The organism is Streptomyces sp. NPDC049040, assembly GCF_043197715.1.
Classification (GTDB): domain Bacteria; phylum Actinomycetota; class Actinomycetes; order Streptomycetales; family Streptomycetaceae; genus Actinacidiphila.
The window spans coordinates 1-18,862 of record NZ_JBICTO010000013.1 but is presented as its reverse complement, the minus strand read 5'-3'; the positions used below and the strand labels follow the sequence as shown (position 1 = coordinate 18,862).

Annotated in this window: 12 protein-coding genes; 4 read left to right on the top strand and 8 right to left on the bottom strand. The window is 73.2% G+C overall.

The features are described from left to right. Positions 1-31 precede the first annotated feature (31 nt). Positions 32-2,125, bottom strand: coding sequence for an excinuclease ABC subunit UvrB (uvrB, locus tag ACGFMP_RS27085; protein WP_393675615.1), 2,094 nt, complete (start codon positions 2,123-2,125; stop codon positions 32-34). Positions 2,126-2,437: 312 nt separating this feature from the next. On the opposite strand from uvrB, the gene ACGFMP_RS27080 reads away from it, so the two are divergent. Continuing rightward, on the top strand, positions 2,438-2,965 hold the full coding sequence (locus ACGFMP_RS27080) for a methylated-DNA--[protein]-cysteine S-methyltransferase (RefSeq protein WP_393675614.1): 528 nt from the start codon (positions 2,438-2,440) through the stop codon (positions 2,963-2,965). A 117-nt stretch (positions 2,966-3,082) separates the two neighbouring features. On the opposite strand, the gene ACGFMP_RS27075 is transcribed toward ACGFMP_RS27080, so the two are convergent. From ACGFMP_RS27075 to rpsA, 5 genes are all read right to left on the bottom strand, one after another. Continuing rightward, positions 3,083-4,009: a slipin family protein gene (locus ACGFMP_RS27075; protein ID WP_393675613.1), complete on the bottom strand. Its 927-nt coding sequence runs from the start codon at positions 4,007-4,009 to the stop codon at positions 3,083-3,085. 145 nt (positions 4,010-4,154) lie between these two features. After that, positions 4,155-4,517, bottom strand: coding sequence for a tetratricopeptide repeat protein (locus ACGFMP_RS27070; RefSeq protein WP_393675612.1), 363 nt, complete (start codon positions 4,515-4,517; stop codon positions 4,155-4,157). 110 nt (positions 4,518-4,627) lie between these two features. Further along, positions 4,628-5,239, bottom strand: a complete 612-nt coding sequence (gene coaE, locus ACGFMP_RS27065; protein WP_393675611.1) for a dephospho-CoA kinase — start codon at positions 5,237-5,239, stop codon at positions 4,628-4,630. 14 nt (positions 5,240-5,253) lie between these two features. Next, on the bottom strand, positions 5,254-6,192 hold the full coding sequence (locus tag ACGFMP_RS27060; protein ID WP_393675610.1) for a PAC2 family protein: 939 nt from the start codon (positions 6,190-6,192) through the stop codon (positions 5,254-5,256). A gap of 156 nt (positions 6,193-6,348) precedes the next feature. Further along, positions 6,349-7,854 carry a 30S ribosomal protein S1 gene (gene rpsA, locus ACGFMP_RS27055; RefSeq protein WP_393675609.1) on the bottom strand — a complete coding sequence of 502 codons (1,506 nt, stop codon included), beginning with the start codon at positions 7,852-7,854 and terminating at the stop codon, positions 6,349-6,351. Positions 7,855-8,135: 281 nt separating this feature from the next. Here rpsA and ACGFMP_RS27050 point away from each other — a divergent pair, with 281 nt between their 5' ends. Continuing rightward, on the top strand, positions 8,136-8,966 hold the full coding sequence (locus ACGFMP_RS27050) for a class I SAM-dependent methyltransferase (RefSeq protein ID WP_393675608.1): 831 nt from the start codon (positions 8,136-8,138) through the stop codon (positions 8,964-8,966). A gap of 244 nt (positions 8,967-9,210) precedes the next feature. Further along, entirely contained in the window at positions 9,211-11,769 is a 2,559-nt protein-coding gene (gene hrpB / locus ACGFMP_RS27045) for an ATP-dependent helicase HrpB (RefSeq protein ID WP_393675751.1), read from the top strand. Positions 11,770-11,994: 225 nt separating this feature from the next. Here hrpB and ACGFMP_RS27040 read toward each other — a convergent pair whose 3' ends face one another. Beyond that, a complete protein-coding gene (locus ACGFMP_RS27040) occupies positions 11,995-13,242 on the bottom strand; it encodes a lytic transglycosylase domain-containing protein (protein WP_393675607.1) in 1,248 nt (415 codons plus the stop codon). A 360-nt stretch (positions 13,243-13,602) separates the two neighbouring features. After that, positions 13,603-16,317 (bottom strand): DNA polymerase I, encoded by a 2,715-nt coding sequence (polA, locus tag ACGFMP_RS27035; RefSeq protein WP_393675606.1) that lies wholly within the window; start codon positions 16,315-16,317, stop codon positions 13,603-13,605. A 93-nt stretch (positions 16,318-16,410) separates the two neighbouring features. Here polA and ACGFMP_RS27030 point away from each other — a divergent pair, with 93 nt between their 5' ends. After that, positions 16,411-18,705 carry an FdhF/YdeP family oxidoreductase gene (locus tag ACGFMP_RS27030; RefSeq protein WP_393675605.1) on the top strand — a complete coding sequence of 765 codons (2,295 nt, stop codon included), beginning with the start codon at positions 16,411-16,413 and terminating at the stop codon, positions 18,703-18,705. Positions 18,706-18,862: the final 157 nt, after the last annotated feature.

The following is an 18,862-nucleotide window of genomic DNA, read 5'->3' as shown; positions in this document are numbered from 1 at the left end:
CCGGTTCGTCCTGCGGCGATTTCGGCCGCCGTCACGCCATTCCCGCCTCCCGCATCTGGCGCAACTCCTTTTTCAGGTCTCCCAGTTCGTCCCGGATCCGGGCGGCCACCTCGAACTGGAGCTCGGCCGCGGCCGCGTGCATCTGGTCGGTCAGCTGCCCGATGAGGTCGGCCAGCTCCTCGGCCGGCACCGACCCCGACGCGCGCTTGCCCGCCTTCCCCGACAGGCCGGGCACCGGCGCCTTGCCGCGCGAGCGCTGCCGCCCGGAGCCGAGCAGCTCCTCGGTGTCGGCGTCCTCGCGGGCGAAGGAGTCGAGGATGCCGGCGATCTTCTTGCGCAGCGGCTGCGGGTCGACCCCGCGCTCGGTGTTGTACGCGATCTGCTTCTCGCGCCGGCGGTTGGTCTCCTCGATCGCCCGCTCCATGCCGGGCGTGATCCGGTCGGCGTACATGTGGACCTGTCCCGACACGTTCCGGGCCGCGCGGCCGATGGTCTGGATCAGCGAGGTGCCGGACCGCAGGAAGCCCTCCTTGTCGGCGTCCAGGATCGCCACCAGCGACACCTCGGGCAGGTCGAGGCCCTCGCGCAGCAGGTTGATGCCGACCAGCACGTCGTACTCGCCGGCCCGCAGCTCCTGGAGCAGCTCCACCCGGCGCAGCGTGTCGATGTCGCTGTGCAGATAGCGGACCTGGATGCCCAGCTCCAGCAGGTAGTCGGTGAGGTCCTCCGACATCTTCTTGGTCAGCGTGGTGACCAGGACCCGTTCGTCCTTCTCGGTGCGCAGCCTGATCTCGTGCACCAGGTCGTCGATCTGGCCCTCGGTGGGCTTGACCACCACCTCCGGGTCGATGAGGCCGGTCGGGCGGATGATCTGCTCGACCACCCCGTCGCCGCGGGACAGCTCGTAGGGGCCGGGAGTCGCCGAGAGGTAGACGGACTGGCCGACCCTGGTCAGGAACTCCTCCCACTTCAGCGGGCGGTTGTCCAGCGCGGACGGCAGCCGGAAGCCGTGGTCGACCAGGGTGCGCTTGCGGGACGCGTCGCCCTCGTACATCGCGCCGATCTGCGGCACGGTCACGTGCGACTCGTCGATGACCAGGAGGAAGTCCTCGGGGAAGTAGTCGATGAGGGTGTCGGGGGCGCTGCCCTGCTCGCGGCCGTCGATGTGCCGTGAGTAGTTCTCGATGCCGGAGCAGCTGCCGATCTGCCGCATCATCTCGATGTCGTAGGTGGTGCGCATCCGCAGCCGCTGGGCCTCCAGCAGCTTGCCCTGCTTCTCCATCTGCGCGAGCTGGCCCTCCAGCTCCTTCTCGATCCCGGCGATGGCCCGCTCCATCCGCTCGGGACCGGCCACGTAGTGGGTGGCGGGGAAGACGTAGATCTGCTCGTCCTCGGTGATGACCTCGCCGGTGAGCGGGTGCAGGGTGTACAGCGCCTCGATCTCGTCGCCGAACATCTCGATCCGCACGGCCAGCTGCTCGTACACCGGGAAGATCTCGACGGTGTCGCCGCGCACCCGGAAGGTGCCGCGGGTGAAGGCCAGGTCGTTGCGCGTGTACTGGATGTCAACGAAGCGGCGCAGCAGCTGGTCGCGGTCGATGACGTCGCCGACCTTGAGCCGCACCATGCGGTCGATGTACTCCTGCGGGGTGCCCAGGCCGTAGATGCAGGACACCGAGGCGACCACGACGACGTCGCGCCTGGTCAGCAGGGAATTGGTGGCGGAGTGCCGGAGCCGCTCCACCTCCTCGTTGATCGAGGAGTCCTTCTCGATGTAGGTGTCGGTCTGCGGGACGTACGCCTCGGGCTGGTAGTAGTCGTAGTACGAGACGAAGTACTCGACCGCGTTGTTCGGCAGCAGCTCGCGGAATTCGTTGGCCAGCTGCGCCGCCAGGGTCTTGTTGGGCGCCATCACCAGGGTGGGGCGCTGCAGCCGCTCGATCATCCAGGCCGTCGTGGCCGACTTGCCGGTGCCGGTGGCCCCGAGGAGCACCACGTCCTGCTCGCCCGCGCGGATCCGCCGCTCCAGGTCGTCGATGGCAGCGGGCTGGTCGCCGCTGGGCTGGAAGGGGCTGACGACCTCGAAAGGCGCCACAGTACGTTCGATGTCTGAAACGGGCCGCATCCCACCACGGTACGACCACCCACCGACAATCGGCCGGGCCGCGGGACCACGGGCGGCGCGCCGGGCCGCGGCACGGCCGCCCGGCCGCCACCACGGCAGCGCGCCGGGCCGCCCCGCCCCGGACACGCGCCGCGACCGCGCCGGCGCACCCGGCCCCGATCGCGGCCGGCGCCTGACCGAAGGTGACCATCCGGCGACCGAACGTGAGAGGCCAGGGCGGCACGGCCTCCCGACCGGTCCTGCGGCCCGGCCCCTGCCGCCGCCGCCTCGCCACCCGACGCGTTGTCAGACCCTGCGCCTAGGGTTGCCGACATGACGAGTGCCGCTTGGACCATGTACGACGCGCCCATCGGACCGCTGCTGCTCGCGGCCACCGAGCAGGGCCTTCTCCTCGTCGTCTTCAGGGCCGACGAGGAGACCGCCGCGCGGGCGGTGGCGGCGCTCGGGCGCCGGCTGGGCTGCACCCCGGTCGAGGACGCCGCGCGGCTCGCCCCGGTGACCGCGCAGCTGGACGGCTATTTCGCGGGCACGCGCCAGGGCTTCGACCTGCCGCTCGACTGGTCGCTGATCACCGGCTTCCAGCGGCGGGTGCTGCGCGAGCTCGCCGAGGGTGTGCCGTACGGCACGGTGGTGGGGTATCAGGATCTGGCCGACCGGGTCGGCGAGCCGGACGCGGCCCGTGCGGTGGGCGGCGCGATGGGCGCCAACCCGCTGCCGGTCGTGGTGCCGTGCCACCGGGTGATCGAGAGCGGCGGGGGCATAGGCGGCTTCGGCGGCGGCCTGGAGATCAAGCGGAGCCTGCTGGCACTCGAAGGGGTACTGCCCGCGCCGCTGTTCTGACCGGCGCCACCGGCGGTACGAAGGGTGCGCGGGCCTGCGCGCAGAGCCGCCGGGCCGGCGCGTGCCGCGCCGGCCAGGCCCCGGGTCATGGCGACCGCGGGGCACGGCGGCGCGCGGTCACTCCTCCGATGCCCTGGGGTCGGGGATCGGCAGCGGGGAGGCGGCTCCCGGCAGCTCGGTGCGGCCTGCGGCCTGCTCGACCTCGGCGGGCCCTTCGGCCGCCGCGGGCTCGTGTTCCACGGCCGGCTCCCGGCCCGCCTCAGGCGCCGGTGCGGCGGCGGCCGCGCCCTGGGAGGCACGGTCGAAGAAGCGCAGCAGTTCCACCGGGAAGGGCAGCACCAGCGTCGAGTTCTTCTCCGCGGCGACCTCCACCACGGTCTGCAGCATCCGCAGTTGCAGAGCCGCCGGGTTGGCGTCCATGGTCCTGGCCGCCTCGGAGAGCTTGTGCGAGGCCTGGAGCTCGCCGTCGGCGGTGATGATCCTGGCCCGCCGCTCGCGGTCGGCCTCCGCCTGCCGCGCCATGGAGCGCTTCATGGACTCGGGCAGCGCCACATCCTTGATCTCCACCCGGTCGATGTGCACGCCCCAGCCGGTGGCGGGAGTGGACAGCATCAGCTCCAGGCCCTCGTGCAGCTTCTCCCGCCCGGACAGCAGGTCGTCCAGGTCGCTCTTGCCGATGATCGAACGCAGCGAGGTCTGCGCGACCTGGAGCATCGCGAACTGGTAGTTCTGCACGTCCACGGTCGCCCTGACCGGGTCGACGACCCGGAAGTAGAGCACCGCGTCGACCCGGACCGAGACGTTGTCGCGGGTGATGCCCTCCTGCGAGGGGACGGGCATGGTGACGACCTGCATGTTGACCTTGGTCATCCGGTCCATGAAGGGCACCAGCAGGCGCGGCCCGGGCTCCTTGGGCAGCGCGCTGACCCGGCCGAAGCGGTAGACGACCCCGCGTTCGTACTGCTTGACCACCCGGACGCCGCTCACCAGCGATATCAGGCCGACCACCGCTGCGATGACCACCAGCACCACGACGACTTCCATGTCCCCCCGCTCCCCTCGGTCAAGGGTGTGAAGATAACGGCGGCGCCCGCCGGTTGCCTACCGGAGGGCGCTTTCTTGACAGGACTTTGACGAGCCGTCGGCAGGCCGCGCGATCAGCCCCGGCGGGAGATCCGGACGGCGGGCCCTAAGCGTCGAAGCGGGCCGCGGCGAGGTAGTCGGGGCGGGGTTCGAGGGCCGCGGCCAGCCTGAAGTGGCGCTTCGCCTCGTCGGCCCGGTCGGCGCGCTCCAGGGTGCGGCCGAGCGCGAAGTGGGCGAACGCGTTGTCCGGCTCGCGCTCCAGCACGATCTGGAATTCCAGCTCCGCGGGGCGCAGTTGCGCGGCGAGGAAGAAGGCGCGGGCACGCAGCAGCCGCGCCGCGGTGTTCTCCGGGTGGGCCGCGATGACCGGGTCAAGCAGCTTGACCGCGCCGCGCGGGTCGCGAGCCGCGAGCAGCTGCTCGGCGGCACGGAAGTCGATCACGTCGGTCTCGGGGGTGCGCTCGGGCACGTCCGCCTCCCTGACATCGGGGTACGGGGACGAATGATCGTCTGGTCAGACATACCCAACGCGACGGTCGGCAACCGCATTCCCCCCATACGGCCGCCACCCCGGGGCGGCTATGCCCCGTCCCGCGACCGCAGCCGCTCGCGCAGCCGCGCCCACACCGCCTTCACCTGCGGCTCCAGCGCGTCGAGCGGGCCGTCGTTGTCGATCACGAGGTCGGCGACGGCCAACCGCTCCTCCCGGCTCGCCTGGGCGGCCATCCGGGACCGGGCCTCGTCCGGCGTCATGCCGCGCAGCCCCACCAGGCGGTCGAGACGGGTGCCGGAATCCGCGTCCACCACGACGACCACGTCGTAGTGGGGGGCCAGGCCGTTCTCGGCAAGCAGCGGCACATCGTGCAGCACGATGTCCCCTGGGCCCGCGCTGCGCTGGACTTCCGCCGACCTGGCCCCGACCAGCGGGTGCACGATCGCGTTGAGTGCCTTGCGGCGGCCCTCGTCGGCGAAGACGATCGCGCCGAGCTTCGGCCGGTCGAGCGACCCGTCGGCTGCCAGCACACCGGCGCCGAACTCGGCGACCACCGCGGCCAGCCCCTCGGTACCGGGCTCGACCACCTCGCGGGCGATGCGGTCGGAGTCCACCAGGATCGCCCCGTAGGACGCCAGCAGGCGCGCCACCTCGCTCTTGCCGGCCCCGATTCCGCCGGTCAGGCCTACTGTCAGCATGGCGGCCAGCCTACTCAGCGGCCGCCGTCGTCCTCACGGTCAGCCAGGAAGCGCTCGAACTCGGCCGCGAGGTCGTCGGCCGAAGGCAGGTCGACGGGCTCGGCGATCAGGCTCTCGCGGGACTGGGACCCGGCGACCGCGTCGTACTGGCTCTCCAGGCCGCGCACCACGGACACCAGCTCGCCGTCGCCCTCGGCGACCTGCCGGTCGATCTCGACCCTGACGGTGTGCGCCTCGTTGCGCAGCGCGTGCGCGATCTCGGGCAGCACCAGCCCGGTGGCGGCGGTGATCGCCTCCAGCACGGCCAGGGCCGCGTCCGGGTAGGGGGAGCGTGCCAGGTAGTGCGGCACGTGGGCGGCGACGCCCAGCACGTCACGGCCTGCCTCGGCCAGCCGCAACTCGACCAGCGCGGATGCGCTGCCGGGCACCTGGGCCTCGTCGAACCAGGCGCGGTGACCGGGCATCAGGTCCACCCGGTTGCCGTGCGGGGTCAGCCCGACCGGGCGGGTGTGCGGAACACCCATCGGGATGCCGTGGAAGTTGATGGCGATCCGGACGCCGAGGCGCTCGATGACCTCGAGGACCGCGCCGGCGAAGCGCTCCCACTCCACGTCCGGCTCGGAGCCGGTGAGCAGCAGGAACGGGGTGCCGGTGGTGTCGCGGACCAGATAGAGGTCGATTTCCGGCGCCTCGTAGGAGGTCCAGTGGTCGCGTTCGAAGGTCATCAGCGGGCGGCGGGCCCGGTAGTCCACCAGCCGGTCGGCGTCGAAACGCGCGATGAGCTGGTTGTCGAGCCGGTCGAGCAGCTGCTGGCTGATCTGTTCGCCGGTCTCGCCGGCGTCCATGAACCCCTCGAAGTGGTAGAGCAGCACGGGACCTGCGTCCCCGACCGCTTCGTCCACGGCCTCGGCCCCGCCCGGCACGTACTCATACAGCCCTTGCGGATCCAGCACGATGATCGTCCTCCTCGTTATCTGGTCACCACAACGAACGGCGGGGGCCCGCCATTCCCGCCGTGCGGCCACCACCGGGCGGCGCGGGGCCTACCACGCGGTGCGGCCCCGCCCCCCGGAAAGGGGAGCGGGGCCGCGACTGCTGGTGGCAAGCGGTCAGCTCTGGCCGCCGGCCAGCTTCTCGCGCAGGGCCGCCAGGGCCTCGTCGGAGGCAAGGGCGCCGGAGGTGTCGTCGGACTCCGAGGAGTACGAACCGCCACCGGTGCCACCGCCGCCGCCGGGCGCCGGAGCCGCGGTGCCGGCCTCGGCCGCCGCCTGCTCGTCGGCCTCGCGGGACTTGATGACCTGGGCCTGGTGCTGCTCGAAGCGGGTCTGGGCCGTGGCGTACTGGCCCTCCCACTCCTCGCGCTGCTTGTCGTAGCCCTCGAGCCAGTCGTTGGTCTCGGGGTCGAAGCCCTCGGGGTAGATGTAATTCCCCTGGTCGTCGTACGACGCGGCCATGCCGTAGAGGGTCGGGTCGAACTCGACCGAGGCCGGGTCGGCGCCGAAGGACTCGTTGGCCTGCTTGAGGGACAGCGAGATCCGGCGACGCTCCAGGTCGATGTCGATGACCTTGACGAAGATCTCGTCGTTGACCTGGACGACCTGCTCCGGGATCTCCACGTGGCGCTCGGCCAGCTCGGAGATGTGGACCAGGCCCTCGATGCCCTCGTCGACGCGCACGAACGCACCGAACGGAACGAGCTTGGTGACCTTGCCGGGCACGACCTGCCCGATCTGGTGCGTGCGGGCGAACTGCTGCCACGGGTCTTCCTGGGTCGCCTTCAGCGACAGGGAGACGCGCTCGCGGTCCATGTCGACGTCCAGGACCTCGACCGTGACCTCCTGGCCGACCTCGACGACCTCGGAGGGGTGGTCGATGTGCTTCCAGGACAGCTCCGAGACGTGCACCAGACCATCGACACCGCCGAGGTCCACGAACGCACCGAAGTTGACGATGGAGGAGACGACGCCGGAGCGCACCTGACCCTTCTGCAGGGTGGTGAGGAAGGTCTGGCGGACCTCGCTCTGGGTCTGCTCCAGCCAGGCACGGCGGGACAGGACCACGTTGTTGCGGTTCTTGTCCAGCTCGATGATCTTGGCCTCGAGCTCCTTGCCCACGTAGGGCTGGAGGTCGCGGACGCGCCGCATCTCGACCAGCGACGCGGGCAGGAAGCCGCGCAGGCCGATGTCGAGGATGAGGCCGCCCTTGACGACCTCGATGACGGTACCGGTGACGATGCCGTCCTCTTCCTTGATCTTCTCGATGGTGCCCCAGGCGCGCTCGTACTGCGCGCGCTTCTTCGAGAGGATCAGGCGGCCTTCCTTGTCCTCCTTCTGGAGGACCAGGGCCTCGATCTCATCGCCCACGGCGACGACCTCGTTGGGGTCGACGTCGTGCTTGATGGACAGCTCGCGGGAGGGGATGACACCTTCGGTCTTGTAACCGATGTCGAGCAGGACCTCGTCCCGGTCGACCTTCACGATGACGCCGTCGACGATGTCGCCGTCGTTGAAGTACTTGATCGTCTCGTCGATCGCGGCGAGGAAGGCTTCCTCGTTGCCGATGTCGTTGACCGCCACCTGCGGGGTGGTACGAGGGGCCTCGGTGCTGCTCGTCATTAGGGAAAGGACTCCGGTACGGACAGTAAGTCGTAGGTACAGCTACGCCGGGAGCCTTTTTCGGTCCTGCCCTGATACCGCCAGCCTGGGGCTGTGGGATCTGCAACAGATTCGAGCGTGGCCTGCTCCGTCTGAGGCGCGCAGGCTCGCAGCGCAACTTGTAGCATACGGGGGCAGCCGGGCACGGTCAATGCACGAAGACCGCACCGGGCGCGTAACGAACCAAACCGGCGTAAGTCCCACGACCACAGGTCTTTTCAGAGAGTACGACGACTACCGCGATGATCCAAGGACCTGAACCCGAAGCCACCCGGCGCAATGCAGGGGTCACGGAGAGCAGCCGGGCCAGTCGTGGCTGGTGGGACCGCAATGCCGACGACTACCAGGTCGAGCACGGCGACTTCCTCGGCGACGACCGCTTCGTCTGGGGCCCCGAGGGGCTGGACGAGGCCGATGCCGGGCTGCTGGGCCCCGCGGCCGGCCTGAAGGGGCTCGCCGTGCTGGAGATCGGCGCCGGCGCGGCCCAGTGCTCGCGCTGGCTGGCCGCCCAGGGAGCCCTCCCCGTCGCCCTCGACCTGTCGCGGCGGCAGCTCCAGCACGCCCGGCGGATCGACCTGGAGGCCGAGGAGGCCCAGGGGGCGGAGCCGCTGCCGCTGGTGCAGGCCGACGCCGCCTTCCTGCCCTTCGCCGACGGCTCCTTCGACCTGGCCTGCTCGGCGTACGGGGCGCTGCCCTTCGTGGCCGACACCGGCAGGGTGCAGCGCGAGGTGCGCCGGGTGCTGCGGCCGGGCGGGCGCTGGGTCTTCTCGGTCACCCACCCCGTGCGCTGGGCCTTCCCCGACGAGCCGGGCGCGGAGGGGCTGACCGCCGCCTCCTCGTACTTCGACCGGACGCCCTACGTGGAGCAGGACGACCGCGGCCTCGCCGTCTACGTCGAGCACCACCGCACGCTGGGCGACCGGGTCCGTGAGATCGCCGCCGCCGGGCTGCGGCTGGTCGACCTGGTCGAACCGGAGTGGCCGGCGTGGAACGAGCAGGAGTGGGGCGGCTGGTCCCCGCTGCGCGGCCGGCTGCTGCCGGGCACGGCGATCTTCGTCTGCGTGGCGGAATGACGGTACCCGGCCGTACGGGCGCGGCGCCTGCCGGGCGGAGCGCCGGTAAACGGCCTGCCGGTACGCGGCCTGCCGGTACGCGGGACGCCCGGGTGCGTCGCGCCGGTACGCAAGCCGTCAGCGGCCGGAAAGCCCGACCGCGGGCCGCCGGCGGCCGGAGCGCCCGTGCGCGGGCCGCCGCAGGCCGGGCGGTGCCGTGGCCGGGCCGGTAGCCGGCGGGGCGGGAGCAGGCGGCGCCGGGGGCCTGGCGATCAGGCCCGAGGGGCGCGCGCTGCCGGTGGCCGCGGTCGTCCCCGCGCTGCTCGACGCGCTCGCGGACCGCGGCTGCGCGGTGCTGGCCGCGCCGCCCGGCACCGGCAAGACCACGCTGGTGCCGCTGCTGCTGGCCGGTGCGGACGGGCGCCCCGCGGGGCGGGTGATCGTCGCGGAACCGCGCCGGATGGCGGCCAGGGCCGCCGCCCGGCGGATGGCCTGGCTGCTCGGTGAGCAGGTCGGCGGGACCGTCGGTTTCACCGTGCGCGGCGAGCGGCGGGTGTCGGCGGCCACCGCCGTGGAGGTCGTCACCACCGGTGTGCTGCTGCAGCGGCTGCAGCGCGACCCCGAACTGGCAGGCGTCGGCACCGTCGTGCTCGACGAGTGCCACGAGCGGCACCTCGACGCGGACACCGCGATGGCCTTCCTGCTGGACGTGCGCGCCACGCTGCGGCCGGACCTGCGGCTGGTCGCCGCGTCCGCGACGACGGACACGGCGGCCTGGGCCGCGCTGCTCGACGCCCCCGTGGTGGAGGCGGCAGGCGTCCTGCACCCGGTGGCCGTGCGCTGGGCGCCGCCGCCCCGGCAGGTCCGGCCGCCGCACGGCATGCGCGTCGACCCGGCGCTGCTCGACCATGTGGCGGCGGTCGTCCGCCGGGCGCTGGCCGAGGGCGAAGGGGACGTGCTGTGCTTCCTGCCCGGCGTCGGGGAGATCGCCCGGGTGGCCGGGATGCTGTCGGGTCTCGGGGTCGACGTCCTGCAACTGCACGGCCGGGCGCCGGCGGCGGTGCAGGACGCGGCGCTGGCGCCGGGAGAGCGCCGCCGGGTGCTGCTGGCCACCTCGGTCGCCGAGTCCAGCCTGACCGTGCCCGGGGTGCGGACCGTGGTCGACAGCGGCCTCGCCCGCGAGCCGCGGATGGACCACGCCAGGGGCCTCGGGGCGCTGACCACCGTCAGGGTGTCGCGGGCCGCGGCCGAGCAGCGGGCCGGGCGCGCCGGGCGTGAGGCACCGGGCACGGTCCACCGCTGCTGGTCGCAGGGCGAGCACGACCGGCTGGCCCGGCAGCCCGCGCCGGAGATCGCGCTGGCCGACCTCACCGGCTTCGCGCTCCAGGCCGCGTGCTGGGGCGAGCCGGACGCCACCGGCCTTGCCCTGCTCGACCCGCCGCCGCCCGGCGCGCTGGCGGCCGCCCGCGGCACCCTGCGCACGCTGGGCGCGGTCGACGCGGCGGGCCGCGCCACGGCACGCGGGCGCGGTCTCGGCCGGCTCGGTCTGCACCCGCGGCTCGCGCGCGCCCTGCTGGACGCCGCCCCGGTGCTGGGCGCAGAACGTGCCGCCGAGGTCACCGCGCTGCTCTCCGAGGAGGTACCTGCCGGCTACGGGCCCGACCTCAGCGCCGCCTGGCACGCGGCCCGCCGCGCCGGTGACGCGTACGGCGCGCGCTGGCGCACCGAGACCCGCCGCCTGTCGACCGCCCTGCGCACGGCCGAAGGCTCACCGGACGGCGGCTCACCGGCCGGCGGCTCACCGGCCGGGAGCGCGCTGACCGGCAAGCGGGACTCCTCCCCCGGCGGCGCGTCGCTCGGCGACGATGCCGCCGCGGGCCTCGTCGTGGCGCTGGCCTTCCCCGAGCGGCTGGCGCGGCGGCGGGCGGAAGGCGCGTATCTGATGGTGTCCGGCACCGGCGCCGAGGTCGGTGCGGGGCTCGGCGGGGCCGAGTGGATCGCGGTGGCCGTGGCCGATCGCGGTGTAGGGCGGGCGGCGGCGCGGGTGCGGCTGGCCGCGGTGGTGGACGAGGAGACGGCGCGTACGGCGGCGGCCTGGGCGCTCGAGCGCTACGAGGAGGTGCGCTGGGCGCAGGGCGATGTGGTGGCCAGGCGGGTGGAGCGGCTGGGGGCGGTGGAGCTGAGCGCTGCGCCGTTGCGCTCCCCCGACCGGGAGGCGGTGCGGGCGGCGCTGCTCGACGGCCTCGCGGCCGAGGGCACCGGGCTGCTGCGGTGGACCCGGGACTCCCGGGAGCTGAGGCAGCGGATGGCGTTCCTCCACCGGGTGCTCGGCGACCCGTGGCCCGATGTCGCGGAGGACGCGCTGCTGGCCAGGGCCGGCGAGTGGCTGGGCCAGGAACTCGCCACCGCTCGCCGCCGCGCCGACCTGGAGCGGATCGACGCGGGCGCCGCACTGCCCCGGCTGCTGCCGTGGGCGAGCGGCGCGGCGGCGAGGTTCGGTGAGCTGGCGCCCGAGCGGATCGAGGTGCCCAGCGGCTCGCGGATCCGGGTCGACTACGGCGGCGAGCAGCCCGTACTGGCCGTGAAGCTGCAGGAGTTGTTCGGCCTGGCGGACACCCCGCGGGTCGCCGGGGTGCCCGTGCTCGTGCATCTGCTGTCCCCCGCGGGACGCCCGGCCGCGGTGACCGCGGACCTGGCGTCCTTCTGGCGTGAGGGCTATCGCGCGGTGCGTGCCGAACTGCGCGGCCGTTATCCCCGGCATCCCTGGCCGGAGGACCCGTCGACGGCCCCGCCGACCCGGCGCACCAACACCAGGCGCGGCTGAGCCCGCGGATCGGCGCGCGCCGGCCGGCGGGTGCGAGCGGGAGCGCACCGGCCGGCGACCGGGAATCGGGCCCTGGCGGCGGGCTGCTCGGGGACGATGCCGCCGCCGGCCTCGTCGTGGCCGGCTTTCGCGGAACGGCCGGCGCGGCGGCGGGCAGGAGCCGAACCCCCAGGATCGGCGCGCTCAGTTCGGAGCGCGCCGGTCCTGGCTGTGGTCAGGGCGCGGTCAGGGCGCCGGGGAGAGTGCCGCGTCGGGGGTCGCCGCACCGCTGCCGGTCGGCGTGGGCGTCGCGGAGTCCGACGGCGTCGGGGTGGCGCAGGGGTCGTCGGTGGGCGTGTCCGTCGGGGTCGGGGTCGCTGTGGCCGTCGGCGTCCCGGTCGCGGACGGCGAGGGGCACGCCGGTGTGGTCGGCGGGTCGGTGGGGTCGCCGGTCGGCGGCGTCGTGGTGGGACCGGTCGGCGGGGTGCTGGGGCCGGTGCTCGGTTCGCCGGTCGTGGGGCCGGTGCTGGGCTTGGACGGGCCGCTCGGATGCGTCCGCGGCGGAAGCGGCGTCAGGCTGGTCGACGGCGTGGGGGTGCCCGCCGGTGTGGTGGGCGGCGCGGCCGGGGTGCCGGTCGGGGAGACCGCCGGGCCGCCGGGCGTGCCGGAGCGGTCGGGCACCGACACGGCGCCGCCCTGCACGAAGTGGTCGTACCAGGACCTGACGAGGTTCAGGTAGGCCTGCGAGTGGTTGTAGCCGAGGATCGCCCGGTCCATCTGCTGCGGCACGGACAGGTCGCGGCCGTCGGCGCACAGGTAGTGGGCGGCGGCGAGCGCCGCGTCGTAGACGTTGTTGGGGTTGTCGATCCCGTCGCCGTTGCCGTCCGCGCCCCAGTGCTCCCACGTCGAGGGGATGAACTGCATGGGGCCGACGGCCCGGTCGTGCACCGGGTCGCCGTCGTAGCGGCCCCCGTCGGTGTCGCTGATGTTCGCGAAGCCGTTGCCGTTCAGGACCGGCCCGAGGATCGGGGAGTACGTGGTGCCGTCGGCGTCGACCGCCCCGCCGCGTGCCTGGCCGGACTCCACCTGCCCGATGGCGGCCAGCAGTTGCCACGGCAGGTGGCAGCCGGGGTCGCTCTGGGCGACGGACGCCTCGGCCCGCCGGTAGGCGGCGAGCACCGAGGCGGGCAGTCCCGCGCCGCCTGGCACGTTCACCGTCTGGCTGCCGGGTGTGGTGGTGGGGGACGCCAGCGGCGGGCCCGTCGGGGTGTTCAGCGGGGGCAGGTCCGTGATGTACGGCGAACCGCCGTCGATGGGCGGCCCGGGCGGCGGTGTGACGACCGTGCGGTCCTGCTGCTCCGCCGCGGCGGCGGCATGGGCGACCGGGAGGAAGCCCGGTGCCTGTGACGCGCTGAGCGCCGCCATCGCCGCGGCGGCGACCGCGGTGCCTGCCGCTCCCCTGCGTAGCCTCCGGCCATAACGCCGCGCTGCCATAGAGCGGTCCCCTCCCATGTGTGAGAACGCGCCGTTCCCGGCGCCACAACTCGACCGACCCTACGGCAACTTGCATCACGTGACCACCGCGTCGGCATGCTCAAAATGTGCGCAAACGGGCACCGTTCGCTTGTCACCGCGCAGCGTTTCCCTGCTGGTCATCCGCAGGTCGTCGGGCCGGGCGCGCACCGCGGCGGGTGGCCGCCCGCCCGTCGCAGGGGCAGCGTGCGCTGCCCCTGCGACGGGCCCGGCATGCCCTCACCAGCCCCCGCCGGCCCGCACTTTCCGGCCGCCGGCCGCCCGTGCCCCGACCGCCCGTGCCCCGACCGTCCGGGCGCCGGCCGTGGCGTCCCGCGGCGGTCAGTGCGCGGCCGACTCCCAGTCCGCGCCGTCACCCACCGACACATCGAGCGGTGCCCGCAGCGGATAGGCCCCGGCCATCTCGCGGCGCACCAGCTCCTCGACCTTCTCCCGCTCGCCGGGGGCGACTTCGAGCACGATCTCGTCGTGCACCTGGAGCAGCATCCGGGACGCGAGACCTTCCCGGGTCAGCCCCTCGTCGACCCGCAGCATCGCGAGCTTCACGATGTCGGCGGCGGAGCCCTGGATCGGGGCGTTCAGCGCCATCCGCTCGGCCGTCTCCCGGCGCTGCCGGTTGTCGCTGCTGAGGTCGGGCAGGTAGCGGCGGCGGCCGAGCAGCGTCTCGGTGTACCCCGTCCCGCGGGCCTCCTCCACGACCCGGCGCAGGTAGTCCCGCACCCCGCCGAACCGCTCGAAGTAGGTCTCCATCAGCGCCCGCGCCTCGGCCGCCTCGATCGCCAGCTGCTGGGACAGGCCGAAGGCCGACAAGCCGTACGCCAGGCCGTACGACATCGCCTTGATCTTGCGGCGCATCTCGGCGTCCACCGCGTCCCTGCCGACACCGAAGACCTGCGAGCCGACCGTGGTGTGCAGGTCCTCGCCCGTGGTGAAGGCCGCGATCAGGCCCTCGTCCTCGGACAGGTGGGCCATCACCCGCAGCTCGATCTGGCTGTAGTCGGCGGTCAGCAGCGACTCGTACCCCTCGCCGACGACGAAGCCGCGGCGGATGGCCCGGCCCTCGTCGGTGCGGACCGGCACGTTCTGCAGATTCGGGTCGGTGGACGACAGGCGCCCGGTCGCGGCCACGATCTGGCTGAAGGTGGTGTGGATCCGTCCGTCCGGGGCGATCGACTTGACCAGGCCCTCCACGGTGACCCGCAGCTTGGCCTGCTCCCGGTGCCGCAGCATGATCACCGGCAGCTCGTGGTCGGTCTGCGCGGCCAGCCACGCGAGCGCGTCGGCGTCCGTCGTGTAACCGGTCTTGGTCTTCTTGGTCTTGGGCAGATTCAGCTCGCCGAACAGCACCTCCTGGAGCTGCTTGGGCGAGCCCAGGTTGAACTCGTGTCCCACCGAGGCGTGCGCCTCGGTCACCGCGTGCTGCACCGCGGCCGCGAACTGCTGCTCCAGGCCCTCCAGATGGGCGCGGTCGGCCGCGATCCCGGCCCGCTCCATCCGGGCCAGCAGCTCCGAGGTCGGCAGCTCCAGGTCGTGCAGCAGCCCGGCCGCACCGACCTCGGGCAGCCGCAGGCCGAAGACCTCGCCGAGGTCGAGGACCGTACGCGCCTGCACCATCAGCGCACCGGCGGCCGCCGCGCCCTCGTCCTCGCTCTCCTCGCCGAACGCCAGCTGCCCGCTGCCGGAGTCGACCGGCGCCAGCTCGCGGCCCAGATACTCCACCGACAGCACGTCCAGCGCGAAGGACCGGCGGCCGGGCTTGATCAGGTAGGCCGCGAGCGCGGTGTCCATCGACACCCCTGCGACCGACCAGCCGTGCTCGGCGAAGACCCGGGCGGTGTTCTTCGCGTTGTGCAGCACCTTGGGAAGCTGAGGGTCGGCGAGCCAGCCGGCGAAGGCCCGCTCGTCGGTCTCGTCCAGCTGGGACGGGTCGAACCAGGCCGCGTCGTCGGCGGACGCCAGCGCGACCTGGGTGACGCTCCCGGAGCCGAGCGCCCAGGTGTCGACGCTGGCCAGGCCGAGCGGCACCGCGCTGTGCGCGGCCAGCCAGTCCGGCAGGTCGCCGGCCGCGAGCACGGTGCCCTCGACGGCGACGCCCTCGGCGATCTCCGCCTCCTCCTGCTCGGCGCCGGGATCGGCGGCGAACAGCCGCTCGCGGAAGTTCGCGTTGCGGAACTCCAGCACGTCGAGCACGCCGACCAGCGTCTGCCGGTCGTACGGCACCCGTGCCAGGCCCTCGGGGGTCAGCGGCAGCTCGACGTCCCGCACCATCTCGGTCAGCCGACGGTTGAGCTTGACGGCGTCCAGGTGGGCGCGCAGATTCTCGCCCACCTTGCCCTTCACCTCGTCGACCCGCTCGACCAGCTCGGCGAAGGAGCCGAACTGGGTGATCCACTTGGCCGCCGTCTTCTCGCCCACGCCGGGGATGCCCGGCAGGTTGTCCGAGGGGTCGCCGCGCAGCGCCGCGAAGTCCGGATACTGCCGAGGCGTCAGGCCGTACTTCTCCTCGACCTTCGCCGGGGTGTAGCGCGTCAGCTCCGAGACGCCCTTCGTCGGGTACAGCACGGTGACGTGGTCGCTGACCAGCTGGAAGGCGTCCCGGTCGCCGGTGACGATCAGCACCTCGTACCCCAGCTCCTCGGCCTGGGTGGCCAGGGTGGCGATGACGTCGTCCGCCTCGTACCCGTCGACCGCGAAGCGGTTCACGCCCATCGCGTCCAGCAGCTCGCCGATCAGCTCCACCTGGCTGCGGAACTCGTCGGGCGTCTTGGACCTGGTCGCCTTGTACTCCGGATACTCGTCGAACCGCCAGGTCTTGCGCGAGACGTCGAAGGCGACCGCCAGATGCGTCGGCTGCTCGTCACGCAGGGTGTTCGACAGCATGGACGTGAAGCCGTAGATCGCGTTCGTCGGCTGCCCGGTGGCGGTGCTGAAATTCTCCACGGGCAGCGCGTAGAACGCCCGGTACGCCAGCGAGTGCCCGTCGAGCAGCATCAGGCGGGGGCGGTCGTTCGTCGTCTTCGATGCGTTCTTTGCCACGTACGGATCCTCCCACGCACCACCGACATTCCCGTCCCTCCCCTCCGTGACAGGCCCGGCGCCCGTGGCGGGAAACGGTGGCAGGATCGGCCCATGCCCAAGAAGCCGCCCGCAGGGGACCCCGTACAGGACGCACCGCGTGTCACCGCGCCGAAGCAGGCTGCCGCCGGGCTGCCCGCGATCGGGCACACCGTGAAGGCGGCCGGGGCGCAGATGGGGGCGAGACGGGCGACGCTGACGCTGCTCAAGGTCAACCAGAAGAACGGCTTCGACTGCCCCGGGTGCGCCTGGCCGGAGCCCGAGCACCGGCACACCTTCGAATTCTGCGAGAACGGCGCCAAGGCCGTCGCGGAGGAGGCGACGGTGCGCAGGGTCACCCCCGACTTCTTCGCCGCGCACCCGGTCGCCGACCTGGCCCGCCGCAGCGGCTACTGGCTGGGCCAGCAGGGCAGGATCACCCAGCCGATGTACCTCGCGGACGGCGCGGAGCACTACGAGGCCGTGCCCTGGGAGCGGGCCTTCGAGCTGGTCGCCGAGGAGCTGCACGCCCTGGACTCCCCCGACCGCGCCGTCTTCTACACCTCGGGCCGCACCAGCAACGAGGCCGCCTTCCTCTACCAGCTCTTCGCCAGGGAGTTCGGCACCAACAACCTGCCGGACTGCTCGAACATGTGCCACGAGTCGTCGGGGTCGGCGCTGACCGAGACGCTGGGTGTCGGCAAGGGCAGCGTGCTGCTGGACGACCTCGACCGCGCCGAGCTGATCATCGTCGCGGGCCAGAACCCGGGCACCAACCACCCGAGGATGCTGTCGGCGCTGGAGAAGGCCAAGCGCGGCGGCGCGACGATCGTCACCGTCAACCCGCTGCCGGAAGCGGGCCTCGAACGCTTCCGCAACCCGCAGACGGCCGCGGGCCTGGCGGGCGTCGGCACCGTGCTGACCGACCTTTTCCTGCAGATCCGGCTCGGCGGCGACCAGGCGCTCTTCCGCGCCCTCGGCCGGCTGCTGATCGAGGACGGGGCCCTGGACCGGGACTTCATCGCGGAGCACACGCACGGCTTCGCTCAGTACGAGGCCGCGGCCCTGGCCACCGACTGGGACGAGGTGCTGCGCGCGACCGGGCTCGACCGGGCGGACATCGAGAAGCTGCACGCCCTGGTGCTCGGCGCGAAGAGCGTCGTGGTGTGCTGGGCGATGGGCCTCACCCAGCACAAGCACTCCGTGCCCACCATCCGCGAAGTGGTCAACTTCCTGCTGCTGCGCGGCAATGTGGGCCGCCCGGGCGCCGGGGTGTGCCCGGTGCGCGGCCACAGCAACGTGCAGGGCGACCGCACGATGGGCATCTTCGAGCGGCCCGCCGCGGCCTTCCTCGACGCCCTGGGCAAGGAGTTCGGCTTCGAGCCGCCCCGCGGGCACGGCTTCGACGTGGTGCGCGCGATACGGGCGCTGCGGGACGGCGAGGCCAGGGTCTTCTTCGCGATGGGCGGCAACTTCGTGGCCGCCTCGCCCGACACCGAGGTGACCGAGGCGGCGATGCGCCGCGCCAGGCTCACCGTCCACGTGTCCACCAAGCTGAACCGCTCGCACGTGGTGACCGGCGCCCGCGCGCTGATCCTGCCGACCCTGGGGCGCACCGAGAAGGACGTGCAGGCAGGCGGCGAGCAGTTCGTCAGCGTCGAGGACTCGATGGGCATGGTGCACGCCTCCCACGGCGGGCTGAAGCCCGCGTCCCCGCAGCTGCTGTCGGAGCCGGCGATCGTCTCCCGGCTGGCCAGGGCGGTCTTCGGGAACCGCAGCGGGGTGCCGTGGGCGGACTTCGAGGCGGACTACGACCTGATACGGGACCGCATCTCCCGCGTCGTGCCCGGATTCGACGACTTCAACGCCAAGGTGCGGCGCCCCGGCGGCTTCACCCTGCCGCACGCCCCGCGGGACTCGCGGACCTTCCCCACCGCCACCGGCAAGGCCAACTTCACGGCGGCGCCGGTGGAATACCCCGAGGTGCCCGAGGGCCGGCTGCTGCTCCAGACGCTGCGTTCGCACGACCAGTACAACACCACGATCTACGGCCTCGACGACCGCTACCGCGGCATCAAGGGCGGCCGCCGCGTGGTCCTGGTGCACGCAGACGACGCGGCCGCCGCGGGTCTGGGCGACGGCGACCACGCCGACCTGGTCAGCGAGTGGACCGACGGCAGCGAGCGGCGGGCGGACGGCTTCCGGGTGGTGCACTACCCGACCCCGAGGGGCTGCGCCGCCGCCTACTACCCGGAGACGAACGTCCTGATCCCGCTGGACCACACCGCCGACACCAGTAACACGCCTGCGGCGAAGTCGGTCCTCATCCGGCTCGAGCCCCGGCGGGAGCAACCCCCCGCGGGCCGCTGACCGCGTCCGTACGGTAGAAATCCGGTGGAGGGGCGCCCCGCGCGGCCGGGGGGCCCCCCCCCCCCCCCCCCCCCCCGCCGCCCCCCCGGGGGCCCCCCCCCGGGGGGGGCCGCCCCCCCCCCCCGCCCCCCCGCGGGCGAGGCGGCGTGACGCCCGG